The sequence below is a fragment of the Salarchaeum japonicum genome, from assembly GCF_020614395.1.
GTDB classification, from domain to species: domain Archaea; phylum Halobacteriota; class Halobacteria; order Halobacteriales; family Halobacteriaceae; genus Salarchaeum; species Salarchaeum japonicum.
In genome coordinates this window covers 349,391-374,821 of record NZ_CP085324.1, presented here as the reverse complement: position 1 = coordinate 374,821, position 25,431 = coordinate 349,391, and the positions used below count along the sequence as shown (strand labels likewise).

Sequence of the window (25,431 nt, the reverse complement as noted above, 5' to 3'; positions counted from 1 at the left end):
TTCGGGCGATGGACGAGGCCGAAGTGGCGCGTATCGCCGCCCGGGACGCGGTCGGGGACATCACCCCGCGCGACCTCCGGAACGTCATCGACGACCTCCTCAGCGACGCGTCCATGGTTCCGGGCGCGCTCACCGTGTTGAGCGCGGACGCGCTCACCGGCCCCACCGACGACGACGCCGTCGCCGAACGCGCCGCCGGCGTTCAACTCATCTACGAGGGCCTCCGACTCACCCGCCACCTCGTCGAAACCGAACCCTGGGAGCACGCCAGCCCCGACACCGACCTCCCAGCCGACCTCGACGTGCTCGCCGCGGACGTGCTCGTCGCGCGCGGCTTCCGCCTCCTCGCGCACACCGAAGCCGCGGGCGACGCCGTCGCCACCGTCCAGGAGTTCGGCCGCCACGAAACCGACCGCCAGCACGACCGCGCGAGCGACGCCCGCACCCTCGAAACCACCGTGTTCGAACTCGGCGTCGTCGCCGGCGCGACCGCCACCGGCAACGACACCCCCCTCGACCTCCGCCGGTACGCCATCGGCCTCGCGCGCTCCAACAGCCCACCCCCGCTCGCGTCCGCCGACGACCTCCTCCCCGACACCATCGAGGACGTCCTCCAGCGCGTCAGCACTCCCCGCGCCGACGACACCGCCAAACCCCGGTCCGCCACCGACCCGTAATCGAAGCCCTTTTAGATGAAACCCGACTACCAGAGAGTGCTTGCCTGGGTAGCTTAGCGGTAAAGCGCGTCCTTGGTAAGGACGAGACCCCGGATTCAAATTCCGGCCTAGGCTCTCTCTGAACTATACTCCGAAGCCGTTGGCTTCGCATCCGTGACGAACGCGAGCCGTCTCGGAATTTGAGCCAGTCAGACGACCGGAGGGAGTCTGACGCTGTTCATAATTCCGGCCTAGGCTCTCTGTGAGGAACAACCCAAAGCTGTAGCTTTGGGGTCGTGTTTTTGTGGAAATCGAGAAAGCGAGTGGTTCCGTTAGCCGCCGAGGAAGCGTTGGCGGACTTCGGGGTCGTCGAGGAGCGTTCTTCCGGGGCCGTCGTAGGCGTTTTCTCCGTTGACGAGGACGTAGCCGCGGTCGCAGCGGCGGAGGGCGGCTTTGGCGTTCTGTTCGACCATGAGGATGGCTGTGCCTGCCTGGTTGATGTCGTCGATGCGGTCGAACATCTCCTGGACGAGGTCGGGCGCGAGGCCCGCGGACGGTTCGTCGAGGAGGAGGAGGTCGGGGTCGGCCATGAGCGCGCAGCCCATGGCGAGCATCTGGCGTTGCCCGCCGGACATGGTGCCGGCGCGTTGCTGTTGGCGTTCTTCGAGGATGGGGAAGTGGTCGAAGACCTCGTCGAGGACGTTCTCGGGGACGGTGTCTTCGACGTAGACGCCCATTTCGAGGTTTTCGCGGACGGTGAGGCTCGTGAAGATGTTGTCGGACTGGGGGACGTAGGTGATGCCGCGGTCGATGAGGTCGGCGGTGTCGGCGGTGTGGACGTTCTCGTCGCGGAACCGTATCGACCCGCCCATGTGGGTGGTGAGGCCGAACACGGATTTCATCGCGGTGGATTTCCCCGCGCCGTTCGGGCCGACGATGGTGACGTACTCGCCGTCCTCGACGTGGAGATCGACGCCGGAGAGCACCTGGAGGTCGCCGTAGCCCGCGTCCAGTCCGTCGAGTTCGAGGAGCGGGCTCATTCGCCGTCACCTCCGTCGTCGGCGTCGCCGCCGAGGTAGGCGTCGATGACGCGGTCGTCGGACCGGACGTCCTCGGGGTCGCCGGCGGTGAGGACGCGGCCCTGATGCATGACGATGACTTCCTGGCAGTGTTCCATGATGACGTCGATGTCGTGTTCGATGAAGAGGAAGGAGTACCCCTCCGATTCGAGGTCTTGGAGGTGGTCGAGGATGCGGTTCTCCAGCGTGGGGTTGACGCCCGCGAGCGGTTCGTCGAGGAGGACGAGGTCGGGGTCGGTGAGGAGCGCGCGGGCGAGTTCGAGGAGTTTGCGTTGGCCGCCGGAGAGTTCGCCGGCGGGCGTGTCGAGCACGTGGTCGATGTCGAAGCGTTCCGCCATCTCGACGGCGCGGCGCTGGGCGTTGCGTTCGTCCCGGGCGTAGCCGTCGCCGCGCGTCCACGTGGTGAACAAGCCCTCGCCGCGCTGGTCGCGCGGCGCGAGCGCGAGGTTCTCCCGCACCGTCATCTCGGGGAGTTCGTGCGGAATCTGGAACGTCCGCACGAGACCGCGCTCCGCGACGGCGGACGGCCGCAGTCCCGTGATGTCGTTCCCGCGGAACTCGACGGTGCCCGCGTCCGGGGAGAGGAAGCCCGTTATCACGTTGAACATCGTGGACTTCCCAGCGCCGTTCGGCCCGATGAGGCCCGTGATTCCCGGCTCGACGTCGAAGGACGCGCCGTCGAGCGCGGTGATGCCGCCGAAGCGCTTCTCGACGCCGTCCACGGAGAGAATCGGGTCAGTCACTCGACTCACCTCCCAGGCCGATGCCGGTGTCGTAGGTCTGCTCGCCGAGCAGGCCCTCCGAGCGGTAGTAGAGGATGACGATGAGGAGGGTGCCGATGAGCATCACGCGGAGCGCGGCGAGCTGGGTCGCGTACTCCGCGGGGAAGTAGTCGTCGAGGAACCGCGTGCCGGTGCGGAGCGTCCAGAACACGGCGGTGCCGAGGATGACGCCCTTGTTGTTCGCGGTGCCGCCGATGATGACGGCGGTGAACGCGAAGAACGTGATGGAGGACGTGAACTGCCCGGGGTCGATGAAGCCGATGTGGGTCGCCCAGAGGCCGCCGGCGGCGGCGGCGAGCGCGGACCCGAACATCATGCTGTGCACCTTGTACTTGAACGTCGGTTTCCCGAGCGCCTCCGGCACGTCCTCGTCCTCGCGAATCGCGCGGAGGACGCGGCCGTACGGGCTGTTCACGGTGCGTTCGCACCAGAGGTAGGCGAGCAGGACGAACGCGCCCGTGAGCAGGAGGACGAACCGACTGTACGTGACCGCGCCGTTCGCGCCCGTGGTCGGGTCGAACAGCCAGACGAGGTTCACGACGACGGCGGCGGGGCTGTCCGTGACGGCGGGGAAGACGAAGTACCAGAGTGCGAACACGAGCGCGGCGAACAGCGCGAGCGGCCGGCCGAACCCGCCGGCGGTGCGGACGCCGCGCGCGACGACGTACACGCCGGCCGCGATGACCGCCGCGCCGGCGGCGACGAGCGGCGCGCCGCCGAGCGTGGTGACGCCGAACCCGGCGATGGTGAGGACGACGCCCGCGACCGTGAGCAGGGCGGCGTCCCGCGAGATGGGGCGGACGTACCGCGCGACCCGGTACGCGACGTACCCGAGCGCGAGCACGGACGGCAGACCGAACACGACGAGGTTCAGGGCGAACCCGCCGAGCGAGAGCGGGAACACGCCGCTCAATGGCTGGTAGACCTCGCGCACGCCGAACGGCCCGTTGAACAGCCACTCCTCGTCGTTCACGACCGAGTGCAGGATGGTCGCGACGCCGAGCGCGGTGATGGCGAGGTAGTCCTCGCGCAACCGCAGTGTCGGCACGCCCACCAGAAGCGAGAGGAGGGCGGCGGCGACCATCGCGACCGCGATGGCGACCAGCCAGCCGAGCAGGCCGCCGAGCGGGAGCGCGGACAGGAGTTCGGGGAGCGCGAACCCGCCGATGCCGGCGTAGTCGGCCGCGCCGGACGGCATCGCCACGACGACCGTGACGTACGCGCCGATCATGAAGTAGAGCACGTGCCCGAAGTCCACGAGACCCGTGAACCCGTACTTCACGTTGAGACCGAGGCCGAACAGCGTGTAGATGCCGACCACGGTGAGGAGGCTGACGAGGAAGTCCGAGAGCGCCATCAGGCGTCACCCCACAGGCCCTCGGGTTTCACGAGGAGGACGACGACGAGGATGACGAACGCGATGGCGGTGCGGTAGGTCGCGAACTCCGTCGGGAGCAGGTAGACGCCGACGTCCATGCTGACGCCGACGAGGAGCCCGCCGAGCGCCGCGCCGTACGGCGAGTCGATGCCGCCGACGATGACCGCGGCGAACACCGGCAACAGCAGGGAGAACCCCATGTTGGGGTTGAGGCTGGACGAGTACCAGCCGAGGAGCGCGCCGGCGACGGCGGCGAGCACGGCGGCGAGCACCCAGACGACGAGCTGGACGCGGTCGATGTCCACGCCGCGGATGCGGGCGAGCGATTGGTCGTCGGCGGTCGCGCGCATCGCGCGACCGGTCTTCGTGCGTTTGAGGACGTAGTTGATGCAGAACATGGTTGCGAGCATGACGGCGAGGATGAGGCCGTACTTCCGACTGACGCCGACGCGGGTGCTGTACGCGGCGTTCGCGGCGTCGAGCGCGCCGCCGCGGAGCGCGAACGCGAGCGCGGCGAACGCCACCGCGAACCCGGCGACCCCCCAGATGCGGGGGTCGACGAAGTGAACCTCGTCGAACCCGGCGTCGCCGCGCCGCCACCGGTAGACGGCGTAGCCCGCCAGGACGGCGAGCGCGACGACGGCGACGAGCGCGGGCCAGCCGTACCCCCAGGCGTCGATGGTCTGGAGCGACCCGCGGACGCGCCGCGTGAGTTCGACGGCGAGTCCGTTCCCGGTGAGGTAGAGGTCGACGTTGAGGTTGACGCCGCTCGGCGTGTCGTACGTGACGTTCTTCGACCCGACGAGGAACAGGACGAGGTTCCTGAGTATCAGGGCGAGGCCGAGGGAGACGATGACCATCGTGATGAGGTCGGCGTCCTTCCCGCGGAACCGCCGGAAGACGGCGAACTCGTACGCGCTTCCGAACGCGCCGGCGACGCCGATGCCGACGACGGCAGCGACGGCGAACGGGAGCGCGACGAGGTTCGGGACGAGCGCGAGTTCGCCGGGGTTGTTGAGCGCGAGCACGAGGTACGCGCCGACGGTTATCATGTCGCCGTGCGCGAAGTTCGGGACGCCCGCGATGCTGTACACCAGTGAGAGGCCGAGCGCGCCGGCGGCGATGATGCCGCCGGTGACGAGGCCTTGCGCGAGCGCGTCCGCGAGTCCGGCGCTCACCATGGCTGGCCTCCGCGAGTCGAGACTGTGTTGTTCCGTGTCATCGTGTCTGTCGTGCCGCGAGCGAGGCGGCGAGGAGCAGGGCGGCGAGCACGCAGAACACCGCGGCGTACCCCCCGGTGTTGGCGCGGACGACGCCCGTGAACGTTGGGAGCGCGACCGCCGCGACGTTCCCGGCGGCGACGACGAGCGCGAGCGCCGCGGTCTCCTGCGCGGTCGCGGCCGCCGCGAGGTTGTACACCGCACCGAACGGGAGCGAGACGGCTATCATCGCGACGAGCGGACCGACGAGCGCGACGACGCGGGCGTCCACGAGCAGGCCGACGAACGCGAGCGCGCCGAGCAGGGTGGTCACCGAGACGATGCGGGCGTCCGAGACGCCCCAGCGCGCCGAGACGGTGCCGCCGAGCGCGCGCCCGGCGGTCGCGGTGGCGAGCACCGCGGCGTTCAGGGGGCCGGTGACGCCGAGGTCGTCGAAGTACGCCGTGATGAACGTCGAGAGCGTGATGTACGCGCCGATGGTGGCGACGTAGCAGAGCGCGGCGACGAGCACGACGCGGTTCGCGAGCACCGTCCGAAACCCGCCGCTGGCGGCGGTGCCCGCGGTGCGGGTGCCGCGGCGGTGCGGCCAGAGCATCGCGATGGCGGGGAGCGCGAGCGGCGCGCCGAGCGCGTGCACGCCGAACCCGCCCGTCAGCGAGACGACCGGCTCCGCGAGCAGGAAGCCGAACGCGCCGCCGAGCGTGAGCATCCCGCCGTAGACGCCCTGCTGGCGGGTGGCGGCGCGGCCGTCGTAGAGTCGGGCGACGTGCGTCGCGCCGATGCTCAAGAGGAGGCCGCCCGCGAGCCCCCAGAGCGCGCGCAGGACGAGCAGGGATTCGAGCGACGGCGCGAAGTCCAGCGCGACGGCGAGCGCGGCGTGCGCGCCCAGCAGTCCGAGCAGGGCCTGCGTGGTCGTCCAGCGCGACGCGAGGCGGTCGGCGACCGCCTGCGCGAGCACGAACGAGAGGAGCGCCGCGCTCATCAGGAAGCCGACTGTGGTGATTGTCGCGCCGTACCGCGCGGCGACGTACCCCGGGACGGCGGAGTACGTGAACGTCACGTACCCGACCGCGAACACCGCGACGTGCGGCGCGTACCGGAGCGTGCGAGCGGTCACTCACCGTCGCCCCCCTCGTGGTACCGGTCGGCGTACTCGTCGCTTATCTTCCCGAGGCGCAGGTCGCGTTCGACCGAGTCGGCGTCGCGGTCGGCGGGGTCGCCGTACCCGCCCGCGCCCGGCGTGCGGACGCTCACGACCGTCCCCGGCGGGAGGTCGTGCACGGACTTCTGCGGGAGGCGCTCGCCGTCCGCGTCGTCGGTGTCGTCCGCGTCGGGGTCGAAGACGTACGCCGCGCCGGGTTCGCCGGGTTCGCCGCCGAGCAGGCCGTAGGGCGCGTGCTGGTGGCGGTCGGCGAGCAGGCTGAACCGCGCCGTGTGCCCCCGCACTTCGATGTCGCGCCGAAGGCCGAGACCGCCGCGGAACTCGCCCGCACCGCCGGAGTCTGGCCGGTAGGCGTACCGCCGCACCCGAAGCGGGTACGCGGTCTCCAGCACCTCCGCGGGCGTGTTCATCGTATTACTCATGTGGACGTGCACGCCGTCCATGCCGTCCTTGCCCTCGCGCGCGCCGAACCCGCCGCCCTGCGTCTCGTAGAACGCGTACGGGCTGTCGCTTCGCGGGTCGGTGCCGCCGAACGTGATGTTGTTCATCGTCCCCTGGCCCGCCGCCGTCACCCGCTCGGGGGCTTCGGTGGCGAACGCGCCGAGCACCACGTCCGTGACGCGCTGAGAGGTTTCGAGATTGCCGCCGACGACCGCCGCCGGCGGCTCCGGGTTCACGATACTGCCCTCGGGCGCGTCGATGGTGATGGGGCGATAACAGCCGTGGTTCGGCGGGATGTCGGGGTCGGTCACGCACCGGATCGCGTAGTAGGTCGCGGAGGACGTGACCGCGAGCACGGCGTTCACCGGCCCCTCGGTCTGGTCTGCGGTACCCGAGAAGTCCACGCCGACCTCGTCGCCCGAGACCGTGACGGTCGCCCGCACGGGGAGGTCGGTGTTCCCGCGGCCGTCGTCGTCCAGCACGTCCTCGAAACTGTACGTGCCGTCCGGGAACTCCTCGATTTCGGCGCGCATCCGGCGCTCCGAGTAGTCCTTCACCTCGCCGAACGCCTCCGCGAGGTCGCGCGCGCCGTAGTCCGCGACGAGTTCGTGCACGCGCTCACGCGCCGTCTCGTTCGCGGCCTCCTGCGCGCGGATGTCGCCCCGGCGCTCGTCGGGCGTGCGGACGTTCGTCAGTATCATCTCCATCACGTCCTCCACGACCTCGCCGCCCGAGAACAGCTTCACCGGCGGAATCCGCAGGCCCTCCTGGTAGATTTCGGTGGAATCAGCGGCGACCGACCCGGCGGTGCTCCCGCCCACGTCGGCGTGGTGCGCGCGGTTCGCCGCGTACGCCACGAGTTCGGGGTCGTCGCTCTCCGGGTCGTCGAAGATGGGGGAGACGAGCGTGAGGTCGGGGAGGTGCGCGCCGCCCCGGAACGGGTCGTTCAGGAGGACGGCGTCACCGGGTTCGAGGTCGCCGCCGTACGCCTCGACTGCCGCGGACACCGAGAACGGCATCGCGCCGAGGTGGACGGGCATGTTCTCCGCCTGGCTTATCATCTCGCCCTCGGCGTCGAACAGCGCACAGGAGCAGTCGCGGCGCTCCTTGATGTTCGGCGAGTACCCGGTTCGGATGAGGTTCGCGTTCATCTCCTCCGCGATGGCGATGCAGCCGTTCCGAATCACTTCGAGGGTGACCGAATCGACCATCAGGCGTCACCTCCGGTCTCCACGACGAGGTTGCCGTCCGCGTCCACGGAGACGGTCTGTCCCGGGTGGACGACGACGGTGGACTCCGGCCCCTCGACGACCGCGGGGCCGTCGAAGGTCGCGTCCGTCGGCAACCGCGTGCGGTCGTAAATCGTCGTGTCGTGCACCGTTCCGTCGTAGGTCACGCCGCGAACCTCCCGGATGGCGTCCTCGACGCTTCCCGCCGTGTTCGGCGCGGCGAGGTCGGGCGTCTCCACGAGGCCGCGCGCCCGCAACCGGAGCGTCACGAGCTCCACGGGTTCCTCGGGGTCGGCGTGGCCGTACCGGCGCTCGTGGCGCTCGTGGAACTCGCGTTCGACGGCGGCGAGCGCGTCCGCGTCGAGGTCGCCCTCGGGGAGCGGCACCGAAATCTCGAACGACTGCCCGACGTACCGGAGGTCGGCCGTGCGCTCGTACACGCGGCCCGACTCCGGGATGTCCTCGTTCGCGAGGCGTTCCTCGCCCTCCGCGTGCAGGTCGGCGAGCGCGTCGCGGAGCGTGGCGGGCGTGACCTCGCTCCACTCGCGGACGCGCGAGACGCTGTAGTCGTAGAGCACGTCGCTGATGAGGAGGCCGAGCGCGGACAGCACGCCCGCGGTCTGCGGGACGATGACCTTCGGGATGTCGAGTTCCTCCGCGAGACCGCACGCGTGCAGGGGGCCAGCGCCGCCGAACGCGACGAGCGCGAACTCCCGAGGGTCGTAGCCGCGCTCGACGGAGACGACGCGGAGCGCGCGCGCCATGTTCGCGTTCGCCACGTCGAGCACGCCCTGCGCGGCCTCCTCGGGCCCCATCCCGAGTTCGTCGCCGAGCTCCGACTCGAACGCGCGCTCCACGTCCGCGACCTCCACGTCGAGTTCGCCGGAGAGGAAGCGGTCGGGGTCGAGGCGGCCGAGCAGGAGGTGGGCGTCCGTGGTCGTCGGCTCGGTGCCGCCGCGGCCGTACGAAATCGGGCCGGGATCCGCGCCCGCCGACCGGGGGCCGACGCGGAGCGCGCCGCCGGTGTCCACCCACGCGATGGAGCCGCCGCCGGAGCCGACGGTGTGGATGTCTATCATCGGGACGCCGACCGTGTAGTCCCCGACCTGCACGTCCGTCGAGACGAGGGGGTCGCCGCCCTCCACGAGGGACACGTCGCAGGACGTGCCGCCCATGTCCATCGTGATGATGTCCTCGACGCCCGCGCGCTCCGCGACGTACGTCGCGCCCTGCACGCCCCCGGCGGGGCCGGAGAGCAGGGTGTTGACGGGTCGGGTGCGCGCGGCGTCCGCCGTGATGAGACCGCCGTTCGACTGCATTATCTTCAGTTCCGCGCCGATGTCGTGGTCGCGGACGTGGCCTTCGAGGTTCCCGATGTAGTCGTCCATCACGGGCTTCAGCGCGGCGTTCAGCGACGTGGTGAGCGTGCGCTCGTACTCCCGAATCTCCGGGAGCACGTCGCTCGAAAGCGAGAGCGACGCGTCCAGTTCCTCGTCCAGAATCTCCGCGACCCGGCGCTCGTGGCTGTCGTCCTCGAACGCGAACAACAGGGAGACCGCGACGGAATCGACGCCGCGGTCGTCGAGGGTGCGCGCGAGCGAGCGAACCGCGTCCGCGTCCAGTTCGCGGAGCGCGTTCCCGCGTTCGTCGAGGCGCTCGGGCACCTCGAAGCGGCGGTCGCGGGGGACGATGGGTGCGGGTTTCTCCGCGTCGAAATCGTAGATGTCCGGTCTGTCCTGGCGGCCGATTTCGAGCACGTCCCGGAACCCCTCGGTGGTGACGAGCGCGGTGTCCGCCCACGTGCCTTCGAGGACGGCGTTCGTCGCCACCGTCGTCCCGTGGCTGAGGAAGCCCACGTCGTCGAACCCGAAGCCCGCGTCCGCGGAGCTCTTCTCCAGGCCGTTCACGACGCCCTCCTCGGGGTCGCTCGGCGTCGACGGCGTCTTCGTGACGTGCACGTCGCCGTCCCGGAGGCTGACGATGTCGGTGAAGGTGCCGCCGATGTCGACGCCGACGCGAACGTCGTCGTCGCTCACGGCTCCGCCCTCCCGTGCTGTGCGTGCGAGGCGACTATCGAGTAGTGAGAGAGTGCGAACATGAGAATCTGGAGGCCCTAGGTGAGGTCTTCCGCGGGCACGGTCTCCTGGTCGACGAACTCGCCGTCCTCGACCTGCACGATGACCATGTCGCTCGCCACGTCGCCGTTCGAATCGTAGTTCACGTTCCCGCTCGGCCCGCTGTAATCGATGTCGGTGTCGTCGTCGAGCAGGCTCACGCCGGACTCGAAGCCGTCGTACCCGACGGCCTCACCGGGCGGCGTGGCGACGGGGCGGAGTTCCTCCTTCACGCTCGGGGACTCGGGCGTGCCGGCGGCGTGCGCGGCGAGCGCCCACGAGACGAGCGCGTCGTAGGAGTTCCACGAGTACGGCGAGAACAACTGGGCGTCCGGGTACGCGGACTCGTAGTCGCTCACGAAGTTCTCCGTCGCGCTCCCGCTCGGCGGTTTCGTGCGCACGCCGTACATGCCGTTCATCACGTCCGCGCCGACGTTCCCGATGACGTCGTCGGAGAGGAGGCTCGTGTGGAGAATCCAGTTCCCGCCGTAGCCCTCCTCGTCCCACTGAGAGAGGATGGTCGTCCCGGACTCGGGGTAGCCGGCGAACGCGACGAACTCGGGGTCGTCCGCGAACAGCTCGGAGAGGAGCTGCTGGTAGGACGACTGCCCCGACTCGTAGCCGACTTCCGCCGTAACTTCGCCGCCGAACGACGAGGAGAACACGTCCGCGAGCGCCGACCCGAAGTCGTTGTTGATGTAGAGAACCGCGGCGGTGCTTGCGTCGTTCTGCTCGGCTATCATCGCCATCACCTTCGCGACGAACCGGTCGTTCGTCCGGGTGCGCCAGACGTAATCGTCGTCGTCGAGCGTGCTGATGACGGGCGACGAGGACGCGGGCGTGATGTGAACCGTCTCCTTCGGAATCGAGACGGACTGCGCGATACTGATGGTGACGCCGGAGGACACCGCGCCGAACAACGCGTTCACGCCCGTGGTGTCCACAAGCTTGTTCGCGGCGTTCACGCCGTCCGTCGAGGACGACGTGGAGTCCTCGAAGTGGACGTTGAGTTCGCGGCCGAGCGGGCCGCCCGCGGCGTTGATGTCCTCTTCGGCCATCCGGAGCGCGTTCTGCATCGGCGCGCCGAAGTCGCTGAGATCCCCGCTGAACGGGAGAACCGCGCCCACGTCGATGCTTCCGCTACTACTGTTCCCGCTGTTCTGCAGGCTGTCGAGACAGCCGGCGAGGCCCGTCAGGCCGGCGGCACCGGCCGCGCCACCGAGGCGCATCGCGCGACGACGGGTCAGGCGGTCGGCGAACGAGTCGTCTTGTGCCATAGAGTACCACTACCAAAGCACCCACTTAGTGGTACTTGTGAGGAATGCACACACCACGCATATCGCGTGTGAACGAGTGCGAATCGAATATGAATCGTCGCAGAGGACGTACGAACCAGAAAGAGACAGACCAGTTTGTGACCGAACGTCCAGACTACTCCTCGACGAGGAGAACCTTCGCAACGCCCGGGTTGATGGTCACGTCGAACGGGAGCGGTTCGACGCTCCGCTCGATGAACCGCGTCATGAACCAGCGGATGTCCGCCGACGGGAAGACGATGTGGTACGTGTTCTCGGTGGTGCGCCGAACCGTCAGGAACCCGCAGAGCGACAGCCACTCCAGGAGTTCGTCCAGCGAATCGAACCGGTCGACGTACTCCTGGGCGTGGTAGTCCGAGACCTGGTCGGCGTCCGCGACGAACTCCGACCTCGGCTCCCCGTCCTCCTTCACGTGGTCGAGAAAACAGTGGAGGAAGTCGATGTCGAGCAGGACGTGCTCGCCGCCCGTCAACATCTTGTAGTACTCCTCCAGTTTCTCCGAGCTGTCCGTGCTCGCCGCCTCGTAGTTCGCGGCGTAAAACGTGAGCGCCCGCCGCACCAGTTCGCTCTGCGAACTATCGGTCTTGCTCGTGATGGTGTCGAGCGCGTCGCGGGCGTCCTCGTCGAGCGACACGGTCAACCGGTCTGAACTCATCGGTACGGCATACCACACCGAGGGGTTAAACTCCGTCGCTCACCGGAACACTCGCTACTCGACGACCGCGAGCGCAACGCCACCGCCGACGAGCGCGACGACACCGACCGCGAGCAGGAACGCCTGGTAGCCGACCACCGCGTCCGCCGCCGTGGCGAGCGGCGGGCCGAGCGTCTGCCCCGTCCGAATCGCCGTCGTCCGGAAACTCATCACGCCGCCGCGGAACTCCGCGCCAACGAGACTGCTCGTCGCCGTGTCGATGCTCGGCTGAACGACTCCCTGCCCCGCGCCGAACGCGAGAATCGCCACCGCGAACCCCACCGGACTCCCGGCGAAGAACGCGCCCACGAGACCGACGCCGTACCCGACGAACCCGAACGCGACGAGGCGGTCGTTGCTCGCGAGCGCGGAGAGCCGGCCGTTCTGGCTCGCCGTCACCGCCGTCATCGCCGACGCCGACGTGAGCACGAGCCCCGTCCCGAACGACCCCAGTCCGTACGCCTCGTGCAGGAGGAACGGCACCGCGGTGATGAGCGTGCCGTACAGCACGACGAACGCCGCGACGTACGTCCCGTACAGGGCGGCCGTCCGCCGGGTCGGAACGGCGGCGAGGACGTTCCGGAAGTAATCGAGGCCGTGCGCGCGGCCATCACTATCGTCGAGCGACCGGTACGCGACGAGGCCGACGGGCACGCCGACGACGTAGAGGAGGAAGGGCGCGCGCCACGACACGCTCGCGAGCGCGCCGCCGACGAGCGGATAGGACGCCGTCCCGACGGAGATGGCCGCGCCGTTCACGCCCATCAGGTGGTTGCGCTGACCGGCGTCGTAGAGGTCGCCGATGAGCGTCACCGCGAGCGTGACGAGCGCGCTCCCCGCCACGCCCTGCAGGACGCGCAGGCCGAGAATCACCGTGAAATCCGTGGTGAGCGCGACCGCCGCGCCCGACACGCCGTACCCCACGAGACACGGCACGAGCACGGCGCGCCGGCCGTACCGGTCGGCGAGCACGCCCACGAGCGGCGCGAGCACGATACCCGGCACCGTGAACGCGGTGACGAGCAACGCCGCCTGGCCGTCCGTGATAGCGAGCGCCTCCCGCACCGTCGGGAGAGCGGGACTGATGAGCGAGACGCCCATCACGCCCATCAGGGAACTCAGAACGATGACCTGGAAGCGGGGCGACGACCAGGGAACGCGGGACTCCGACACGCCTCGACCCAGGAACGGCGGCCGCTTGACCGTTGCGGACGCGGCGTCGAACAGACTTAGGGTATGGGCGTCCTACACCCGGTATGAACCGTCGAACGCTACTCGGAACGACTGCCGGACTCGGGCTAGCCGGACTCGCGGGCTGCTCGACGCTCGCCCAAGCGTCCGTCTCGCCGCCCGACCTCCCGACCGAGGAGATGCAGAGCGCCGGCTGGGAGCAGACCGATTCGAGCGAACGCACGCTCATCGAGCAGTCGTACGGCCCCGTCACGTTCACCGCGAAGGGCTACACGACCACGCACACGGACACCGCGCTCACCCAGCGAATCGAGGACGCGACTCTCGGACGCGTGACGAGCCAGCTCGCGCTGTTCTCCGCGACCCGCATCGACTTCAGCCCCGACGTGGGCAACCTCCCCGCCGGCATCGGCCGCGAGGAAGTGCTGAACGAAGTCGAGGCGAGCGCGCGCGACCAGTTCCGCGACCGCCTCGCCGACGCCGGCCTGTCGGACATCCAGCGCATCGGCACCGGTTCGTTCGACGTGGCGACCGGCGAGTCCGCGAGCCTCACCGAGTACGAGGCGACCTACGACGTGCCGACGTTCGAGTTCCCCGTCGAGGACGGCACCACCGTCACTATCGACGGGGACGCGCTCGCCGTGCGCGGCGACCTCGCGGTCTGGCACCACGGCGACTACGCGCTCGTCGCCGGCGGCGCGTGGGTCGGCGAGAACTTCGCTCGCTCCGCGACCCAGGACATCTCCGACGCCATCACGGTGTCCGTAGACGTCGACCTCGGCCTCGAACCCGAGACGTACCGCGAGGAAATCCACGCGTTCATGCGCCAGACGGAATGACGTGGCAGGAGCTGTTCGACGCGGCCGACGAGTACGCGGTCACGGAGCCGGAGGTGCGGGCGGCGCTCGACGCCCACCGAGATGAGTGACGAACCGAACCCCGCGACCGTCGTCGCGGACGCGGACGTGCTCGCCGCCGACCTGCTCTGCGGCGGCGCGGCGCGCGACGCGCTCGACCACGTGCGCGCGCACTCGTGGACGACGCTCGTCGTGAGCGACCCGCTGCTGGACGACGCCCACGCGGTCATCGCGGAACTCGCGGACGCCGACCTCGCGGACGCGTGGCGCGACCGCATCAGCGAACTCGGGGAGTTCGTCGAACACCCCGAGGGCGACCATCCCGGACTGGCGTGTGCGTACCACGGGAACGCCGCGCACCTCGTCACGTTCGACGACAGCCTCCAGTCCGTCGAGGCGAACGCGTCGCTGAAGCAGTACGTGACGACGAGCGTGAAGTCCCCGGACGCGTTCGCGCGCCTGTTCGACCCCGAGCGACTGTACCCCGTCGTCGCGGACGGCGAGTACCCCGGCCCCGACCGCGACCCGCGGGCATAGGGCTAACACGGCGGCACGACCGATGGACGGGGAGCGTGCCGCCGGATTTCGCTGTCTCCCCGCCCGCGAGCGCTACAGCACACCCGGTCTGGCCGCGGCTTCACTTATGAATTCTCGGCGAGCCAGTCCGCGAGCTTCGCGAGCGCGCGGCCGCGGTGGCTGAGCGCGTTCTTCTTCTCCGTACTCATCTCCGCGAACGTCTCGCCGTCGTGTTCGAATATCGGGTCGTATCCGAATCCGCCCGACCCGCGCGGGGTGACGAGCGTCCCCGAGACAGCGCCGTCGAACGTTTCCACGACATCGCCGTCGGCGTACGCGACCGTGCAGCGGAACGCGGCACGCCGGTCGGCGAGCGATTCCGCAAGTTCCCAGACGCGGTCGATGCCGAGCGTGTCCTCGACGTACGCCGAGTAGGGACCGGGAAAACCGTCGAGTTCCTCCACGAAGAGGCCGGCGTCGTCCACGATGACGGGGTCGTCGCCGCCCGCCGCCTCGTAGGCCTCCTCCGCGCCCGCGGCCGCGATGTCCGCGAGGCTGTCGCTCTGAATCTCCGTGTAGTCGTAATCGAACTGTTCGACCGTGGTGAGGTCGGAGAGGTACTCGCGGGCCTCGCGCACCTTCCCCTGGTTTGTCGTGACGAACTTCATACGCTCTCTGAACGGCCGGGCTGAAAAACGCCGTCGGTTACTCGTCCACGACGACTTCGACCGCTTCGTCCACGACGCCGTCCTCGCTGTCGTCGCCCGACTGCTGCTGGTAGAGGAGGACGCCGGCGACGGCGAGCACGACCCACGACCGCCAGTTCGCGAGGTTCAGCGTGTACCCGACGCCGAACGGCTTCTCCACGAGCATCCCCTCGCCGGGCTGCCAGTACGCGGACAGGAGGTTGGAGAGGCTCGGACGGTCGAAGTTGTACGGCACGCCGAACAGTTCGCCGGAGGACGGCTTCTCGGACATACCCGGAAGTAGGGCGAGGCGGACTAAATCAGTTTGGGGAGCGATAGCGGCCGCGGCCGAGAATCTCGTCCAGTTGGTCGAGGACGACCGGGTCGCCGTGGTCGCGGTAGGCGTCCGCGGCGGCGTCGAGGAGCGGGTCGGGGTCGTCGGCGGTGCCGGCGAGGCTCTGCTGGAAGACGTGGAGGTCCATCGCGTAGTCCTCGACGTCGTCCGTGTAGTATCCGAGGCCGAAGTCGATGAGGTAGACCCGGGTGTCGTCCGTCCCGCTCTCGCGGCCCGACCGGTCGGTCGTTTCGCCGGGGGTCGCGACGCGCGCGTTCCGCGTGGTCGGGTCGCCGTGGACGAACCCGGCGTCGTGAATCGCGGCGAGGTGGCGCGCGGTCTCGCGGACCGCGGGTTCGGTGAGGGCGTCCCGGAGGTCGGCGTACCCGACGTGTTCGAACTCGATGGTGCTCTCGGGGACGTCCACGTCGAATACGACGGGCGTTGGGACGCCGACGCGTCGCGCCTCGCTGGTGAGTCGGGCTTCGAGGACGGTGCGGTCGCGGCGGAGCCGCGAGTCGAGCGCGGCGTGCCGGTACGCCTTCGGCCGGCGGTGTTTCGTCACCGTCTCGCCGAGGGAGACGACGGCTTCCGCGCCCTGCACGTCCGCCGCGCCGGCGGGCTGGAGGACGCTCGTCTCGCGGTCGCGCCACGTCACGGGCACCTCGTCCGGCCGGTAGTTCGAGTCCACCGCGGACTCCGCGACGGGCAGGGTGTCGCCGGCGTCGTACATCTTCGCGCCGAGCACCGCTATCATGCCCGCGTTGTCCCGGAGGAACCGGGGGTCGGGCGCGTAGAACCGCGCGCCGCGTTGCTCGCACATCGATGCGAGCATGTCCCGGAGGCGGGCGTTCTGCCCGACCCCGCCGCCGAGCACGAGTTCGTCGCGCCCGGTGAGGCCGAGCGCGCGCTCCGCGACCTCGGTGAGCATCCCGAACACCGTCTCCTCCAGGCCGCGACAGACGTCCTCGACGGGCGTGCCGGCGTCCACCTCGTCCTTCGCCGCGGACATGATTCCGGAGAAGGAGAAGTCCATGCCCTTCACGACGTAGGGGAGGTCGACGTACTCGCCCTGTTTCGCGTGCTCTTCGACCTTCGGACCGCCCGGGTGGCTCCAGTCGAGGTGGCGCGTGAACTTATCGAGGGCGTTCCCGACGCCCGTGTCCATCGTCTCCCCGAGCACGCGGTACCGGCCGTTGTGGTAGCCGAGAACGTGGGCGTTCGCGCCGGACGCGTTCAGGCAGACGGGCGCGTCGAAGCCCGCGTAGTGCCGGCCGACCTCCAGGTGGGCGACCATGTGGTTCACGCCCACCAGGGGAACGTCGAGCGCCTGCGCGAGCGACCGCGCGGCCGTCGCGACGATGCGGAGACACGGCCCCAGTCCCGGGCCGCGCGAGAACGCCACCGCGTCGATGGGGCCGCTCGCGGCGTCGAGCGCGTCCGCGACCACGCCGGGAATCGCGTCCCGCATGTGCTCGGCCGCCTCCCGCGGATGGATACCGCCCTCCACCGGCTGATAGGCGTCCGAGTGAATCGTCACGCTGCCGGCGTCGGAGTCCCGCAGGTCGGTGGTCTCGTACACGGCCGCACTCGCACACCACGCGGTACCCTCGACGCCGAGAACGCGCATCGAAAACGAGTTACCTCAGTTCCACTCGGTGTAACCGCACTTCCCGCAATGCTGGCGGTCACCGTGGGCCGCGAGGAACGTGTCCCCACACCGGGGGCACTGCTCTTTCGTCGCCTCGCCGTCCTCGTAGTACTCGTTTCGCGCCATTACTCCTCACCCTCCGCTTCCGCGGCGTCCGCGCCCTCCTCGGACTCGGCGGAGATCTTGTTCCGGTCGAGCATGTACTCCTGCTCCACGTCCACGGCGGAGTCCGCGGAGTCGTACACCTTTGCGTACCCGACGGTCTTGCGCATCCCGAACTTCGTGTCGAGGCTGTGCACGACGACCTCGTCCGAGTTCTTGTCGAGCTGGGCCGCGAGGCTGTCGCGAACGGAGAGACGGGAGGGGGACGCGTCCTCGTGAGTGATTTCGAACGAGACCTCGGTCCGGTGGAGCAGGGGGTTGTCGTCCTGCTCCAGAATGTCGATTTCCATGGTCAGTTGTCCCTCACTTGTCTCGGTTCGCTCAAAAGGATTTCGAAGCCCCCTACGAGTCCAAGAGCCGCCAGAACGCGTCCTCGGTTTCGAGGAGTCCGAGGAGGTCGCGCACTCGCTCCTTGAGTTCGCTGTCCACGTTCACGAGCACCATCCCCTCGCCGGGCTGGCCGTACACGACGGACGCGCCGACGGGCGCGGCGACGACTGCCGGCAGGGACGCGAGGTCTTCCTCGCCGTCCACGACGAGAAGCGTCGTCTCCGCGCGGCCGATGGCGTCCACGAGCGCCTCTACGAGTTCGTGGGAGAGCGTCGCCGGGTCGGACGCGACGTGCACGTCCGTGTCCGCGTCCGGGAACCCCTCGACGATCTCTTCCTCCACGGCCTCGCGCTCGGTGCGGCCGTCCACCACGGAGACGTGCGGCGTCGCGCCCGCTCGTTCGAGGTGGTACGTCACCACGTCGCCGACGGCGATAATCGGGCTGCCGGCGTCCGCCAGGAGTTCCTGGGCGTCCGTGTAGATGCGGCCGAGCGGCTCCTTGAACTCCGCGCGCGCGGACTTCGGGAGGCGTGCGACCGTCCGGGGCACTATCGGACCTTGAGCGCGTACTCGCCCGCTTCCGTGACCTCCATCTTCTCCGCGATTTCGGACTGCTCGGGGTGCGTGATGACGACGTAGCCCGCCCAGTCCTCCGTGAGCGAGTTCGACCCGCAGTACGGACACGTCTCCTCGTCCGGGTCGACGATGCGGTGGCAGTCGTGGCACGCCAGCCTGTTGGACGCCATCTACCGGCCCTCCTCTTCCTCGCGCTTCTCCTGCAGCCAGCCGTGCTTCCCGAGCCCGGGCTGCTTCGCCGTGAGTCCGATCTTGGACTCGCGGGGGTTGCGCTCGTCGATGCTCTTCGTGACGATGCGCGCCCGCACGGAGTCACCGACGCCGAGCACCTGGTTCGACTCGCGGCTGGCGAGCTGCTGGTTCTCCTCGTCGTACGCGAGGTACTCGTCCGAAATCTGACTGACGTGCAGCAGGCCGTCCACGGGCCCGATGCCGACGAACGCGCCGAAGTTCACGACCTCGACGACCTCGCCGTCGATGACTTCCTGCATCTCGGGGTCGAACGCGAGCGCGTCGAACTCGGCCTCGTAGTAGACGCCCGGCCGGTTCGGGAGTACCGCGCCGTCGCCGATGTCGTGGACTTCGGTGACGGTGACGATGCTCCCGAGGTCTTCGTCCATCCGACCTTCGAGTTTGTCCTGCAGGAGTCGTTTCACCAGGTCGGGCGTGACGTCCGCCAGGTGTTCGGGGGGAACTTCTATCGTATCCGTGAGGCGTGCTCGCTTGTACATCTATGGTTGAGTGCGTGTGAGTTGATTCCGGCCCCGTAAATGAATTACTGGCACGCCCGCGTCGAGCAGGCGTTCCTTCAGGGGGGCGTCGTTCGTGACGACCGCGTCCACCGCGCCCGACTCGCCGAGCGCGTGAATGGCGTCGTCCGCGTACGATTCCTCGGTCTCGACGGTGTCGCAACGGGCCGCGAGGTCCGCGCCCACGCTGGCCGCCCGTCCCTCCTCGCCGCCCGACTCCGAGAGGGAGTCGAGTTCGGCGAGCACGGGTTCGGGGACGACCGCGTCGTACGTGCCGACGAGGCGGTCGAGTTCGTCGAACAGCCGAACGCCGGCTTCGACAGGCATCATCAGCGCGTTCGCGTCCACGGCCACTCGCGTCATGTTATCCGTCCAGCGTCCCGACGCCGATGAGCCGCCAGCGCGCGCCGACGCGGCGGTTGATGGCGATTTTCGAGCCCTCCTTCGCGCAGACGGGGCGCTTGAGCTGGACTTCGCACTCGCCGTCCCGGGCGCTCGTGACAGCGCCGACGGTGGTGGCGGTGCCGACGGTGAGCATGAGCGGTTCGCCCGTGTTGATGGGGTCGACCGTCTCGCCCTCCTCCGCGCCGACGAGGCGTTCGAGGAGTTCGACGCTCATCGTGAAGTCGTTCCAGACCGGCGGAAGGGCGTCCGGGTGGCCGGCGACCTGGCCGGCGAGCGCGTCACCCTTCGTCAGCGAGGGGTCGAGACCGGTTCCGACGCCGAGCAGGCCGCCGGGCGTCGCGGAATCCACCATCTCGCCGCCGGCCTGAATCGACCGGACTTCGGTGGTGATGGGACGCCACTCGGTCTCGCCGCCCTCGTCCACTTCGCGGCCGGGCCGAATCTCGAACTCGTCGCCCGCTTCGAGTTCGCCCTCGACGAGGCTGCCGCCGACGACGCCGCCCTGGAGGCCCTCCCAGGTGGTGCCGGGCCGGTTGATGTCGAAGGAGCGCGCGACGAACATCTCGGGGTCGGCGTCCGGGTCGCGGTCGGGCGTCGGAATCCGCTCCTCGATGGCGTCGATGACGAGGTCGGTGTTGATGCCCTGTTCGGCGCTCACGGGCACGATGGGCGCGTCCTCGGCGACCGTTCCCTCGACGAACTCCTGAATCTGCTCGTAGTTCTCGCGGGCCTGCTCGGCGTCCACGAGGTCGACCTTGTTCTGCGCGATGACGACGTTCTCGATGCCGATGATGTCGAGCGCCATCAGGTGTTCTTCCGTCTGCGGCTGCGGGACGGGTTCGTTCGCGGAGACGACGAGCACCGCGCCGTCCATCAGCGCCGCGCCGGAGAGCATCGTCGCCATCAGCGTCTCGTGTCCGGGCGCGTCCACGAACGAGACCGTGCGGAGAACCTCGGTCTCGACGTCGTGTTCGGGACAGGTCTCCTCGACGGTGAACGCCTCGGGCTCCTCGCACTCGGGGCACTTGCGGAACGTCGCGTCCGCGTACCCGAGACGGATGGAGATGCCTCGCTTCATCTCCTCGGAGTGCTGGTCGGTCCATTCGCCGGACAGCGCGCGCACGAGCGTCGTCTTCCCGTGGTCGACGTGTCCGACGAGGCCGATGTTCACCTCCGGTTGTCGATTGTTTTGGGCCATTGAGTAATCTTGCGTGATTTTCGCCCCGAACGCCTGATAAACCTACTGTTACAGTTCGACGCCCGTCAGCTACATCCCGCCGCCGTCCCCAGTCGGGGGCGTGGACACACCCGTCGAAACCCGGTCGGTGGTCGTCGGCTTCCTCGCGGGCGCGCTCGTCACCGCCCTCCTGCTCTGGGTGGTCGGCGTCGGCACGGTCGTTGACGCGCTCGCCCGGGCGCGGCCGCGTCGCCTCCTGCTCGTCGCGGCGGCCGCGGCGTGCTGGCTGGTCGCGTGGGCGCTCAGTCTCCGCACCGTCCTCCGCGTGCTCGGCCGCGACGTGAGCGTGCCGCGCGCGGTCGCTGTGTACGCCTCGACGGCGTTCGCGAACAACGTCACGCCGTTCGGGCAGGCGGGCGGCGAGCCGTTCAGCGCGTACCTCATCTCGCGGGAGACCGACGTGGAGTACGGCACGGGGTTCGCGGCGATTTCGAGCGTGGACGCCCTCCACTTCGTCCCGTCGCTCACGCTCGGCGTCGCCGGGTTCGGCTACCTCGCCGCGACCGCGACGCTCGGCGACCGACTCACCCTGGTCGCCGCCGCGGTCGCCGTCCTCGCGGTCGGTCTCCCCGTCCTCGTCTACCTCGCGTGGACGAACCGCGACCGCGTCGAGCGCGGCGTCGCCCGCGCCGTCACGCCCGTCGCGCACCTCATCGCGCGCCTCGTCCCCCGAATCAGCGCGCCGGACGCCGACGCCGTGGAGGCGCGGGTCGCGGAGTTCTTCGTCGCCATCGACCGCGTCGCCGCCGACCGCCGCGGCCTCCTGCTCGCAGTCGGGTTCTCCGCGCTCGGCTGGCTCGCGCTCGCCGCCTCCCTCTGGAGTTCGCTCTACGCGCTCGGGTACACGATACCGTTCGTCGTCGCGCTGGTCGCCATCCCCGTCGGCGACCTCGCCGCCGTCGTCCCCATTCCCGGCGGCCTCGGCGGCCTCGAAGCCCTGCTCGTGCTCGTCGTCAGCACGCTCGCACCCGTCCCAGCGGGCGTCGTCGCCGCCGCCGCGCTCGTCCACCGCGTCGCCACCTACCTGTTCCCGATGGTGCTCGGCGGCGCGGCCGCGGCCGTCATCGCCGACTAGCTTTTCCCCCGCGACGAGGTACGGGAGGTATGCGCGAGTTCGCGTTCGAACTCCGGCTCTGCGCCCATCTGGAATCCCGCGAGGAGGTCGTGAGCCGACAGCTCGGCGCGAGCGTCCACGGTACCGGGAACCGGATTCTCGACGTGGTGACTGTCGCGCCCGGCCCCGCGTTCGAGGGGCGCGTGGCGCTCACGCCGGACGAAATCCCGGCGGGCGTCCTCGACGCGGACGTGGGCGCGGGACGGTGGCGGCGCGTGAGCGAGGCGTTCGACGGCCCGCCCGAGCGCGCGCACCGACTCGCGGAGGCGGGCGCGGACGCCGGGTTCCTGGAACTCACGCGGCGGGACGGTCAGCGGGTCGTGCGGCAGGTCGCGCGCTACCCCGACGACTGGTTCGGGCGAATCGTCGGCATCGAGAACAAGCCCGACCTCGGGACGCCGGGCGACCTCGACTTCCAGCTCCGGCACGACGCCGCGCTCGGCCTCCTGGACGAGGTGGTGTTGGCGACGGAGTCGTACGTGACGCGCGCGCACCTGAACCGGATTCCCGAGGCGGTCGGCGTGTGGCGCGTGGACTTCGCGGCCGACGACCCGATAACGGTGGTTCGGGAGGCGACGCCGCTCGACCCGGACGCGCCGGGCGTCGAAATCCTGGACGAGCGCGGACTCGAAACGAGGGTCGGGTTCGCGTCCCCGGACGAGAAGGCGGCGAAGCGGCGACGACTGGCGGAGCGCGCGTTCGGGAAGGGCTGGCGGACGTACGGCCTCCCGGCGTGCGCGGAGAGCAAACGCGGGCGCGAGGCGGGCGCGGCGACGCTTCCCTACTGCGCGTTCAAGGAACGGCTGGTGGACGCGGCGAGCGAGTGCGGCCCGGACTGCCCCGGCTACGAACCGGGGGACGCGCCGGACGCCGACCGCGACGCGGAGCGCGCGGCCAGAACCGCGTGGACGCCCGACGCGGGCGAGAAGCGCACCCAGACGGCCCTCGACCGTTTCAATTGATAGAAATCACTGCTAAACTTTTATGACCGGGACGGGTGTGTTCCGAGTATGAGCCTCGTAACGGCCGCGGGAGCGCGGTACTCGCGGCGAGGTCGCGCGGCGCTCGCAGCGGTCTCCGGGGCGCTCGCGGCCGGCGCGGGCGCGCTCGACGCCGCGCACACGCAACCGCTGTTGCTCGTCGGCCTGTTCTGCACGTACGCCGGTCTCGCCTTCGTCGCGCTCGACCACCCCGCGGTGTTCGGCACGTCCGGCGACACCGCCGCGGCCGGACTCACGGCCATCGCGACGTTCAGCGCGCTCGGCATCGCGTTCGCCACGACCGGGTTCGGGTACGCGCCCGCCCTCCTCGGCCTCGGCCTCGCCTACCTTGGATTCGCGGTCGGCGCGTCCCGCTAGAACTCGTACTGTTCGCCGTCCACCGCGAGCGCGTCGTCGAACGCCTCCTCGACCGGATAGAAGTGAGAGACGTGCACGAGCCGGGTCGTGTCGGCGTCGAGTTCGGCCGCCAGGTCGAGCGCGCCCTCCCGCGTCATGTGTTTCGTGCCGAACGTCCGCGGAACCCCGTCGCCGTCCTCGTGCCGGCCGCCCATCGGGTGGTGGTCGCAGAGCGCGGCGGGGACGATAGCGTCCGCGAGCAGGAGGTCGGCGTCCCGGAGCGCGTCCCGGGACTTCGTCGGCACGTCGTAGCTCGTATCCCCGGTGAGCGAGAGTTTCGCGCCCGTCTCCGAGTCCTGGACGACGACGCCGTAACACACGAGCGGCGGGTGGTCGACCGGGACGAGCGTCACGTCGAACCCCGCCGCGCGGAAGGTCTCGCCGGGCGCGTGCTCGCGGACGGAGACCGGGTCGAGGTAGTCGTACTTCTCCCGCACCGTCCCCGCGACGGACGTTCCCGTCTTCGGGTCGCGTTCGTTCGCCGCGTGCACCGGGAGGTCGTCGACGAGCCGGTACGCGTTCCCGAGACCGTCGAGGTGGTCGAAGTGCACGTGCGTCACGACGACCTCGTCCGGGAGCGACACGTCCTGTGTGAGGAACTGGTGGCGGAAGTCCGGACTCGCGTCGAGGAGGAGGGACTCGCCCGTGCGTTCGTTCTCGACGTGCACCGAAAACCGGGTTCGTTCCACGCCGCGCGCACGCGCCTCCAGGCAGGTGTCGCAGTCACATCCCGGCGTCGGCGTTCCCGTCGTGTCGCCCGTCCCGAGGAGTGTGACGCGCATCTAGTGCGTGTGAACGTGGTCGTGTGCGTCCCCCGATTCCTCGGCCTCGTCGCCGTCGATCGGGTCGCCGTGCGTGAGCGCGTCCTCCAGGTTGTCGAGGTTGCGGAGGTGGTCGCGCTCCTCGAACTGCTGAACCGCACCGAGGAGGTCGTCCTGCGTCAGCGTCGTCCGGTCTTCCGTCAGCGCGTCCAGCACTGCCTCGCGCATCACGAGCCGGAGGTCGCTCCCGGTGAGGCCGTCCGTCTCCGCCGCTATCTCCGCGGGGTCGAAGTTCTCGATGTCCATGTCGTGCGTGATGAGGCGGAGGATGTCCGCCCGCATCGACTCCGAGGGGTTCGGGAACGCGAGAATCTCGTCGAAGCGCCGCCACACCGCGGAGTCGAGGTCGTCCGGGTGGTTCGTCGCGCCGATCAACAGGACTTCGTCCCGAATCAGGCTGATCTCGTCGATGCTCTTCAGGAGGGTGTTGACGGCGCGCTTGATGGCCGCGTGCTCGTCCGAACTCCGGGTCTTCGCGACGAAGTCGAACTCGTCGATGAAGAAGATGCAGGGCGAGAGCCGTCGCGCCACCTCGAACACCTTATCGACGTTCTTCGCCGTCTCACCGAGGTACTGGCTCGTAATCATCGACAGCTTCACCTCGACGAACGGGAGGTCGAGGCTGTGCGCGAGCGCCTTCGCCGTCGAAGTCTTCCCGGTGCCGGGCGGGCCGACGAAGAGGAGTTTCCCGATTTCGTACAGGCCGACCTCGGCGAGGAAGTCGCGGTGTTCGATTGCCTTCCCGACCTTCCCGATTTCGGCCTCCTGCTCGGGCGTGAGCACGAGGTCGTCCATCGACACGTCGATTTCCGAGGGCGCGCGAACCTCCACGAGGTCGAGCATCTCCTCGTCCTCCTCGTCGAAGAACTCCGCGAGGAGGCCGTCTATCCACTGCGGGTCGGCGCGCACCGGCCGGTTCTCCGACCGGGCGGCCTCGTAGTCCACGCCCTCGCGGTCTTCGAACTCGTGCGCGAGCGCCGGGTTCGCGTTCAGTCGGTCGGCGTCCGCCCGCTCGTCGTACCACTCGCGCGCCATGTCGTCGTTCACGAGGTTCAACCGCCCGCTGAACGTGTCGCGGTCGGTGAACATCAGTCCCGAAATCTCCTCCCACGGGTCGGCGATGCCCGTGGCCTCGCGGACGGTGTCCTCGTCCACCGTCGGTGAGTCCGGCACGCCGTCCTCGGCCCAGAACGCCTCCCGGAGGTGGGGTGGGAGGTCGTCCTCGTCGAGACTCGGCGTACGCCCGTAGACGCGAGCGGTGAGGAGAACTTCGATGACGTCGAGCGCCCTTTCGCTCATCGCCTACCCTTGCCGTGCGACCCGCTTAAGACCGT

At 69.5% G+C, this 25,431-nt stretch carries 28 protein-coding genes and 1 tRNA gene; 7 read left to right on the top strand and 22 right to left on the bottom strand.

What is annotated here, in order from left to right:
• The first annotated feature begins 8 nt into the window (after positions 1-8).
• Both LI334_RS02080 and LI334_RS02075 read left to right on the top strand, forming a co-directional pair.
• Positions 9-677: a DUF7114 family protein gene (locus tag LI334_RS02080; protein WP_227261517.1), complete on the top strand. Its 669-nt coding sequence runs from the start codon at positions 9-11 to the stop codon at positions 675-677.
• Positions 678-719: 42 nt separating this feature from the next.
• Positions 720-791, top strand: a tRNA-Thr gene (locus LI334_RS02075).
• A gap of 197 nt (positions 792-988) precedes the next feature.
• Here LI334_RS02075 and LI334_RS02070 read toward each other — a convergent pair.
• From LI334_RS02070 to LI334_RS02025, 10 genes are all read right to left on the bottom strand, one after another.
• The gene (locus LI334_RS02070; RefSeq protein WP_227261516.1) at positions 989-1,696 is read right to left on the bottom strand and encodes an ABC transporter ATP-binding protein; all 708 of its coding nucleotides are present in this window, start codon (positions 1,694-1,696) and stop codon (positions 989-991) included.
• The gene (locus LI334_RS02065; RefSeq protein WP_227261515.1) at positions 1,693-2,478 is read right to left on the bottom strand and encodes an ABC transporter ATP-binding protein; all 786 of its coding nucleotides are present in this window, start codon (positions 2,476-2,478) and stop codon (positions 1,693-1,695) included. The genes LI334_RS02070 and LI334_RS02065 overlap by 4 nt, the downstream gene beginning before the upstream one ends.
• Positions 2,471-3,874 (bottom strand): branched-chain amino acid ABC transporter permease, encoded by a 1,404-nt coding sequence (locus LI334_RS02060; RefSeq protein ID WP_227261514.1) that lies wholly within the window; start codon positions 3,872-3,874, stop codon positions 2,471-2,473. The genes LI334_RS02065 and LI334_RS02060 overlap by 8 nt, the downstream gene beginning before the upstream one ends.
• Positions 3,874-5,076: a branched-chain amino acid ABC transporter permease gene (locus LI334_RS02055; protein ID WP_227261513.1), complete on the bottom strand. Its 1,203-nt coding sequence runs from the start codon at positions 5,074-5,076 to the stop codon at positions 3,874-3,876. The genes LI334_RS02060 and LI334_RS02055 overlap by 1 nt, the downstream gene beginning before the upstream one ends.
• 37 nt (positions 5,077-5,113) lie before the next feature.
• Positions 5,114-6,232, bottom strand: a complete 1,119-nt coding sequence (locus tag LI334_RS02050) for an MFS transporter (RefSeq protein WP_227261512.1) — start codon at positions 6,230-6,232, stop codon at positions 5,114-5,116.
• Positions 6,229-7,929: a hydantoinase B/oxoprolinase family protein gene (locus LI334_RS02045; protein WP_227261511.1), complete on the bottom strand. Its 1,701-nt coding sequence runs from the start codon at positions 7,927-7,929 to the stop codon at positions 6,229-6,231. Before LI334_RS02045 ends, LI334_RS02050 begins: the two co-directional genes overlap by 4 nt.
• Positions 7,929-9,983 (bottom strand): hydantoinase/oxoprolinase family protein, encoded by a 2,055-nt coding sequence (locus tag LI334_RS02040; RefSeq protein WP_227261510.1) that lies wholly within the window; start codon positions 9,981-9,983, stop codon positions 7,929-7,931. The genes LI334_RS02045 and LI334_RS02040 overlap by 1 nt, the downstream gene beginning before the upstream one ends.
• A 77-nt stretch (positions 9,984-10,060) precedes the next feature.
• Positions 10,061-11,338, bottom strand: a complete 1,278-nt coding sequence (locus LI334_RS02035; RefSeq protein ID WP_227261509.1) for an ABC transporter substrate-binding protein — start codon at positions 11,336-11,338, stop codon at positions 10,061-10,063.
• 154 nt (positions 11,339-11,492) lie between these two features.
• Positions 11,493-12,032, bottom strand: coding sequence for a ribbon-helix-helix protein, CopG family (locus LI334_RS02030; protein WP_227261508.1), 540 nt, complete (start codon positions 12,030-12,032; stop codon positions 11,493-11,495).
• A gap of 54 nt (positions 12,033-12,086) precedes the next feature.
• Entirely contained in the window at positions 12,087-13,244 is a 1,158-nt protein-coding gene (locus tag LI334_RS02025) for an MFS transporter (protein ID WP_227261507.1), read from the bottom strand.
• A gap of 83 nt (positions 13,245-13,327) precedes the next feature.
• Between LI334_RS02025 and LI334_RS02020 the strand changes: the two genes are divergently transcribed.
• Complete coding sequence (locus tag LI334_RS02020) at positions 13,328-14,101, top strand: DUF6517 family protein (RefSeq protein WP_227261506.1); 774 nt, start codon at positions 13,328-13,330, stop codon at positions 14,099-14,101.
• Between the two features lie 81 nt (positions 14,102-14,182).
• On the top strand, positions 14,183-14,656 hold the full coding sequence (locus tag LI334_RS02015; RefSeq protein WP_227261505.1) for a DUF7384 family protein: 474 nt from the start codon (positions 14,183-14,185) through the stop codon (positions 14,654-14,656).
• 104 nt (positions 14,657-14,760) lie between these two features.
• On the opposite strand, the gene rdgB is transcribed toward LI334_RS02015, so the two are convergent.
• The 10 genes from rdgB to LI334_RS01965 are packed head-to-tail and all read right to left on the bottom strand — an operon-like array spanning position 14,761 to position 20,726.
• Positions 14,761-15,303 carry an RdgB/HAM1 family non-canonical purine NTP pyrophosphatase gene (rdgB, locus tag LI334_RS02010; protein WP_227261504.1) on the bottom strand — a complete coding sequence of 181 codons (543 nt, stop codon included), beginning with the start codon at positions 15,301-15,303 and terminating at the stop codon, positions 14,761-14,763.
• A gap of 37 nt (positions 15,304-15,340) precedes the next feature.
• Positions 15,341-15,613 (bottom strand): DUF5808 domain-containing protein, encoded by a 273-nt coding sequence (locus LI334_RS02005; RefSeq protein ID WP_227261503.1) that lies wholly within the window; start codon positions 15,611-15,613, stop codon positions 15,341-15,343.
• Positions 15,614-15,641: 28 nt separating this feature from the next.
• Positions 15,642-17,285 carry a bifunctional N(6)-L-threonylcarbamoyladenine synthase/serine/threonine protein kinase gene (locus tag LI334_RS02000; RefSeq protein ID WP_227261502.1) on the bottom strand — a complete coding sequence of 548 codons (1,644 nt, stop codon included), beginning with the start codon at positions 17,283-17,285 and terminating at the stop codon, positions 15,642-15,644.
• 15 nt (positions 17,286-17,300) lie between these two features.
• Positions 17,301-17,432, bottom strand: coding sequence for a 30S ribosomal protein S27ae (locus LI334_RS01995; RefSeq protein ID WP_227261501.1), 132 nt, complete (start codon positions 17,430-17,432; stop codon positions 17,301-17,303).
• On the bottom strand, positions 17,432-17,758 hold the full coding sequence (locus LI334_RS01990; protein ID WP_227261500.1) for a 30S ribosomal protein S24e: 327 nt from the start codon (positions 17,756-17,758) through the stop codon (positions 17,432-17,434). The genes LI334_RS01995 and LI334_RS01990 overlap by 1 nt, the downstream gene beginning before the upstream one ends.
• Before the next feature lie 52 nt (positions 17,759-17,810).
• Entirely contained in the window at positions 17,811-18,347 is a 537-nt protein-coding gene (locus tag LI334_RS01985; RefSeq protein ID WP_227261499.1) for a GTP-dependent dephospho-CoA kinase family protein, read from the bottom strand.
• Positions 18,347-18,544: a transcription elongation factor subunit Spt4 gene (gene spt4 / locus LI334_RS01980; RefSeq protein WP_227261498.1), complete on the bottom strand. Its 198-nt coding sequence runs from the start codon at positions 18,542-18,544 to the stop codon at positions 18,347-18,349. The genes LI334_RS01985 and spt4 overlap by 1 nt, the downstream gene beginning before the upstream one ends.
• Entirely contained in the window at positions 18,545-19,105 is a 561-nt protein-coding gene (locus tag LI334_RS01975) for a DNA-directed RNA polymerase (RefSeq protein WP_227261497.1), read from the bottom strand.
• The gene (locus tag LI334_RS01970) at positions 19,106-19,486 is read right to left on the bottom strand and encodes a DUF188 domain-containing protein (protein WP_227261496.1); all 381 of its coding nucleotides are present in this window, start codon (positions 19,484-19,486) and stop codon (positions 19,106-19,108) included.
• A 1-nt stretch (position 19,487) separates the two neighbouring features.
• Positions 19,488-20,726: a translation initiation factor IF-2 subunit gamma gene (locus LI334_RS01965; protein ID WP_227261495.1), complete on the bottom strand. Its 1,239-nt coding sequence runs from the start codon at positions 20,724-20,726 to the stop codon at positions 19,488-19,490.
• Positions 20,727-20,826: 100 nt separating this feature from the next.
• Between LI334_RS01965 and LI334_RS01960 the strand changes: the two genes are divergently transcribed.
• The 3 genes from LI334_RS01960 to LI334_RS01950 are packed head-to-tail and all read left to right on the top strand — an operon-like array spanning position 20,827 to position 23,237.
• On the top strand, positions 20,827-21,840 hold the full coding sequence (locus LI334_RS01960) for a lysylphosphatidylglycerol synthase transmembrane domain-containing protein (protein ID WP_227261494.1): 1,014 nt from the start codon (positions 20,827-20,829) through the stop codon (positions 21,838-21,840).
• Between the two features lie 29 nt (positions 21,841-21,869).
• Positions 21,870-22,841, top strand: a complete 972-nt coding sequence (locus LI334_RS01955) for a DUF5787 family protein (protein ID WP_227261493.1) — start codon at positions 21,870-21,872, stop codon at positions 22,839-22,841.
• 48 nt (positions 22,842-22,889) lie between these two features.
• Positions 22,890-23,237, top strand: a complete 348-nt coding sequence (locus tag LI334_RS01950) for a hypothetical protein (protein WP_227261492.1) — start codon at positions 22,890-22,892, stop codon at positions 23,235-23,237.
• Here LI334_RS01950 and LI334_RS01945 read toward each other — a convergent pair.
• Both LI334_RS01945 and LI334_RS01940 read right to left on the bottom strand, forming a co-directional pair.
• Positions 23,234-24,058, bottom strand: coding sequence for an MBL fold metallo-hydrolase (locus LI334_RS01945; protein WP_227261491.1), 825 nt, complete (start codon positions 24,056-24,058; stop codon positions 23,234-23,236). The two genes, LI334_RS01950 and LI334_RS01945, sit on opposite strands and share 4 nt — an antisense overlap.
• Entirely contained in the window at positions 24,059-25,396 is a 1,338-nt protein-coding gene (locus LI334_RS01940; protein WP_227261490.1) for an ATP-binding protein, read from the bottom strand.
• Positions 25,397-25,431 lie beyond the last annotated feature (35 nt).

Bases quoted from the DNA above. Each gene is read 5' to 3' on its own strand.
- LI334_RS02055 (WP_227261513.1), bottom strand. From the start codon at position 5,076: ATGGTGAGCGCCGGACTCGCGGACGCGCTCGCGCAAGGCCTCGTCACC.
- LI334_RS01950 (WP_227261492.1), top strand. From the start codon at position 22,890: ATGAGCCTCGTAACGGCCGCGGGAGCGCGGTACTCGCGGCGAGGTCGC.
- LI334_RS01940 (WP_227261490.1), bottom strand. From the start codon at position 25,396: ATGAGCGAAAGGGCGCTCGACGTCATCGAAGTTCTCCTCACCGCTCGC.
- spt4 (WP_227261498.1), bottom strand. From the start codon at position 18,544: ATGGCGTCCAACAGGCTGGCGTGCCACGACTGCCACCGCATCGTCGAC.
- LI334_RS02060 (WP_227261514.1), bottom strand. From the start codon at position 3,874: ATGGCGCTCTCGGACTTCCTCGTCAGCCTCCTCACCGTGGTCGGCATC.
- LI334_RS01965 (WP_227261495.1), bottom strand. From the start codon at position 20,726: ATGGCCCAAAACAATCGACAACCGGAGGTGAACATCGGCCTCGTCGGA.
- rdgB (WP_227261504.1), bottom strand. From the start codon at position 15,303: ATGAAGTTCGTCACGACAAACCAGGGGAAGGTGCGCGAGGCCCGCGAG.
- LI334_RS02035 (WP_227261509.1), bottom strand. From the start codon at position 11,338: ATGGCACAAGACGACTCGTTCGCCGACCGCCTGACCCGTCGTCGCGCG.
- LI334_RS01975 (WP_227261497.1), bottom strand. From the start codon at position 19,105: ATGTACAAGCGAGCACGCCTCACGGATACGATAGAAGTTCCCCCCGAA.
- LI334_RS02005 (WP_227261503.1), bottom strand. From the start codon at position 15,613: ATGTCCGAGAAGCCGTCCTCCGGCGAACTGTTCGGCGTGCCGTACAAC.
- LI334_RS02070 (WP_227261516.1), bottom strand. From the start codon at position 1,696: ATGAGCCCGCTCCTCGAACTCGACGGACTGGACGCGGGCTACGGCGAC.
- LI334_RS02080 (WP_227261517.1), top strand. From the start codon at position 9: ATGGACGAGGCCGAAGTGGCGCGTATCGCCGCCCGGGACGCGGTCGGG.
- LI334_RS01990 (WP_227261500.1), bottom strand. From the start codon at position 17,758: ATGGAAATCGACATTCTGGAGCAGGACGACAACCCCCTGCTCCACCGG.
- LI334_RS01945 (WP_227261491.1), bottom strand. From the start codon at position 24,058: ATGCGCGTCACACTCCTCGGGACGGGCGACACGACGGGAACGCCGACG.
- LI334_RS01970 (WP_227261496.1), bottom strand. From the start codon at position 19,486: ATGACGCGAGTGGCCGTGGACGCGAACGCGCTGATGATGCCTGTCGAA.
- LI334_RS02030 (WP_227261508.1), bottom strand. From the start codon at position 12,032: ATGAGTTCAGACCGGTTGACCGTGTCGCTCGACGAGGACGCCCGCGAC.
- LI334_RS02045 (WP_227261511.1), bottom strand. From the start codon at position 7,929: ATGGTCGATTCGGTCACCCTCGAAGTGATTCGGAACGGCTGCATCGCC.
- LI334_RS01955 (WP_227261493.1), top strand. From the start codon at position 21,870: ATGCGCGAGTTCGCGTTCGAACTCCGGCTCTGCGCCCATCTGGAATCC.
- LI334_RS01995 (WP_227261501.1), bottom strand. From the start codon at position 17,432: ATGGCGCGAAACGAGTACTACGAGGACGGCGAGGCGACGAAAGAGCAG.
- LI334_RS02015 (WP_227261505.1), top strand. From the start codon at position 14,183: ATGAGTGACGAACCGAACCCCGCGACCGTCGTCGCGGACGCGGACGTG.
- LI334_RS02020 (WP_227261506.1), top strand. From the start codon at position 13,328: ATGAACCGTCGAACGCTACTCGGAACGACTGCCGGACTCGGGCTAGCC.
- LI334_RS02000 (WP_227261502.1), bottom strand. From the start codon at position 17,285: ATGCGCGTTCTCGGCGTCGAGGGTACCGCGTGGTGTGCGAGTGCGGCC.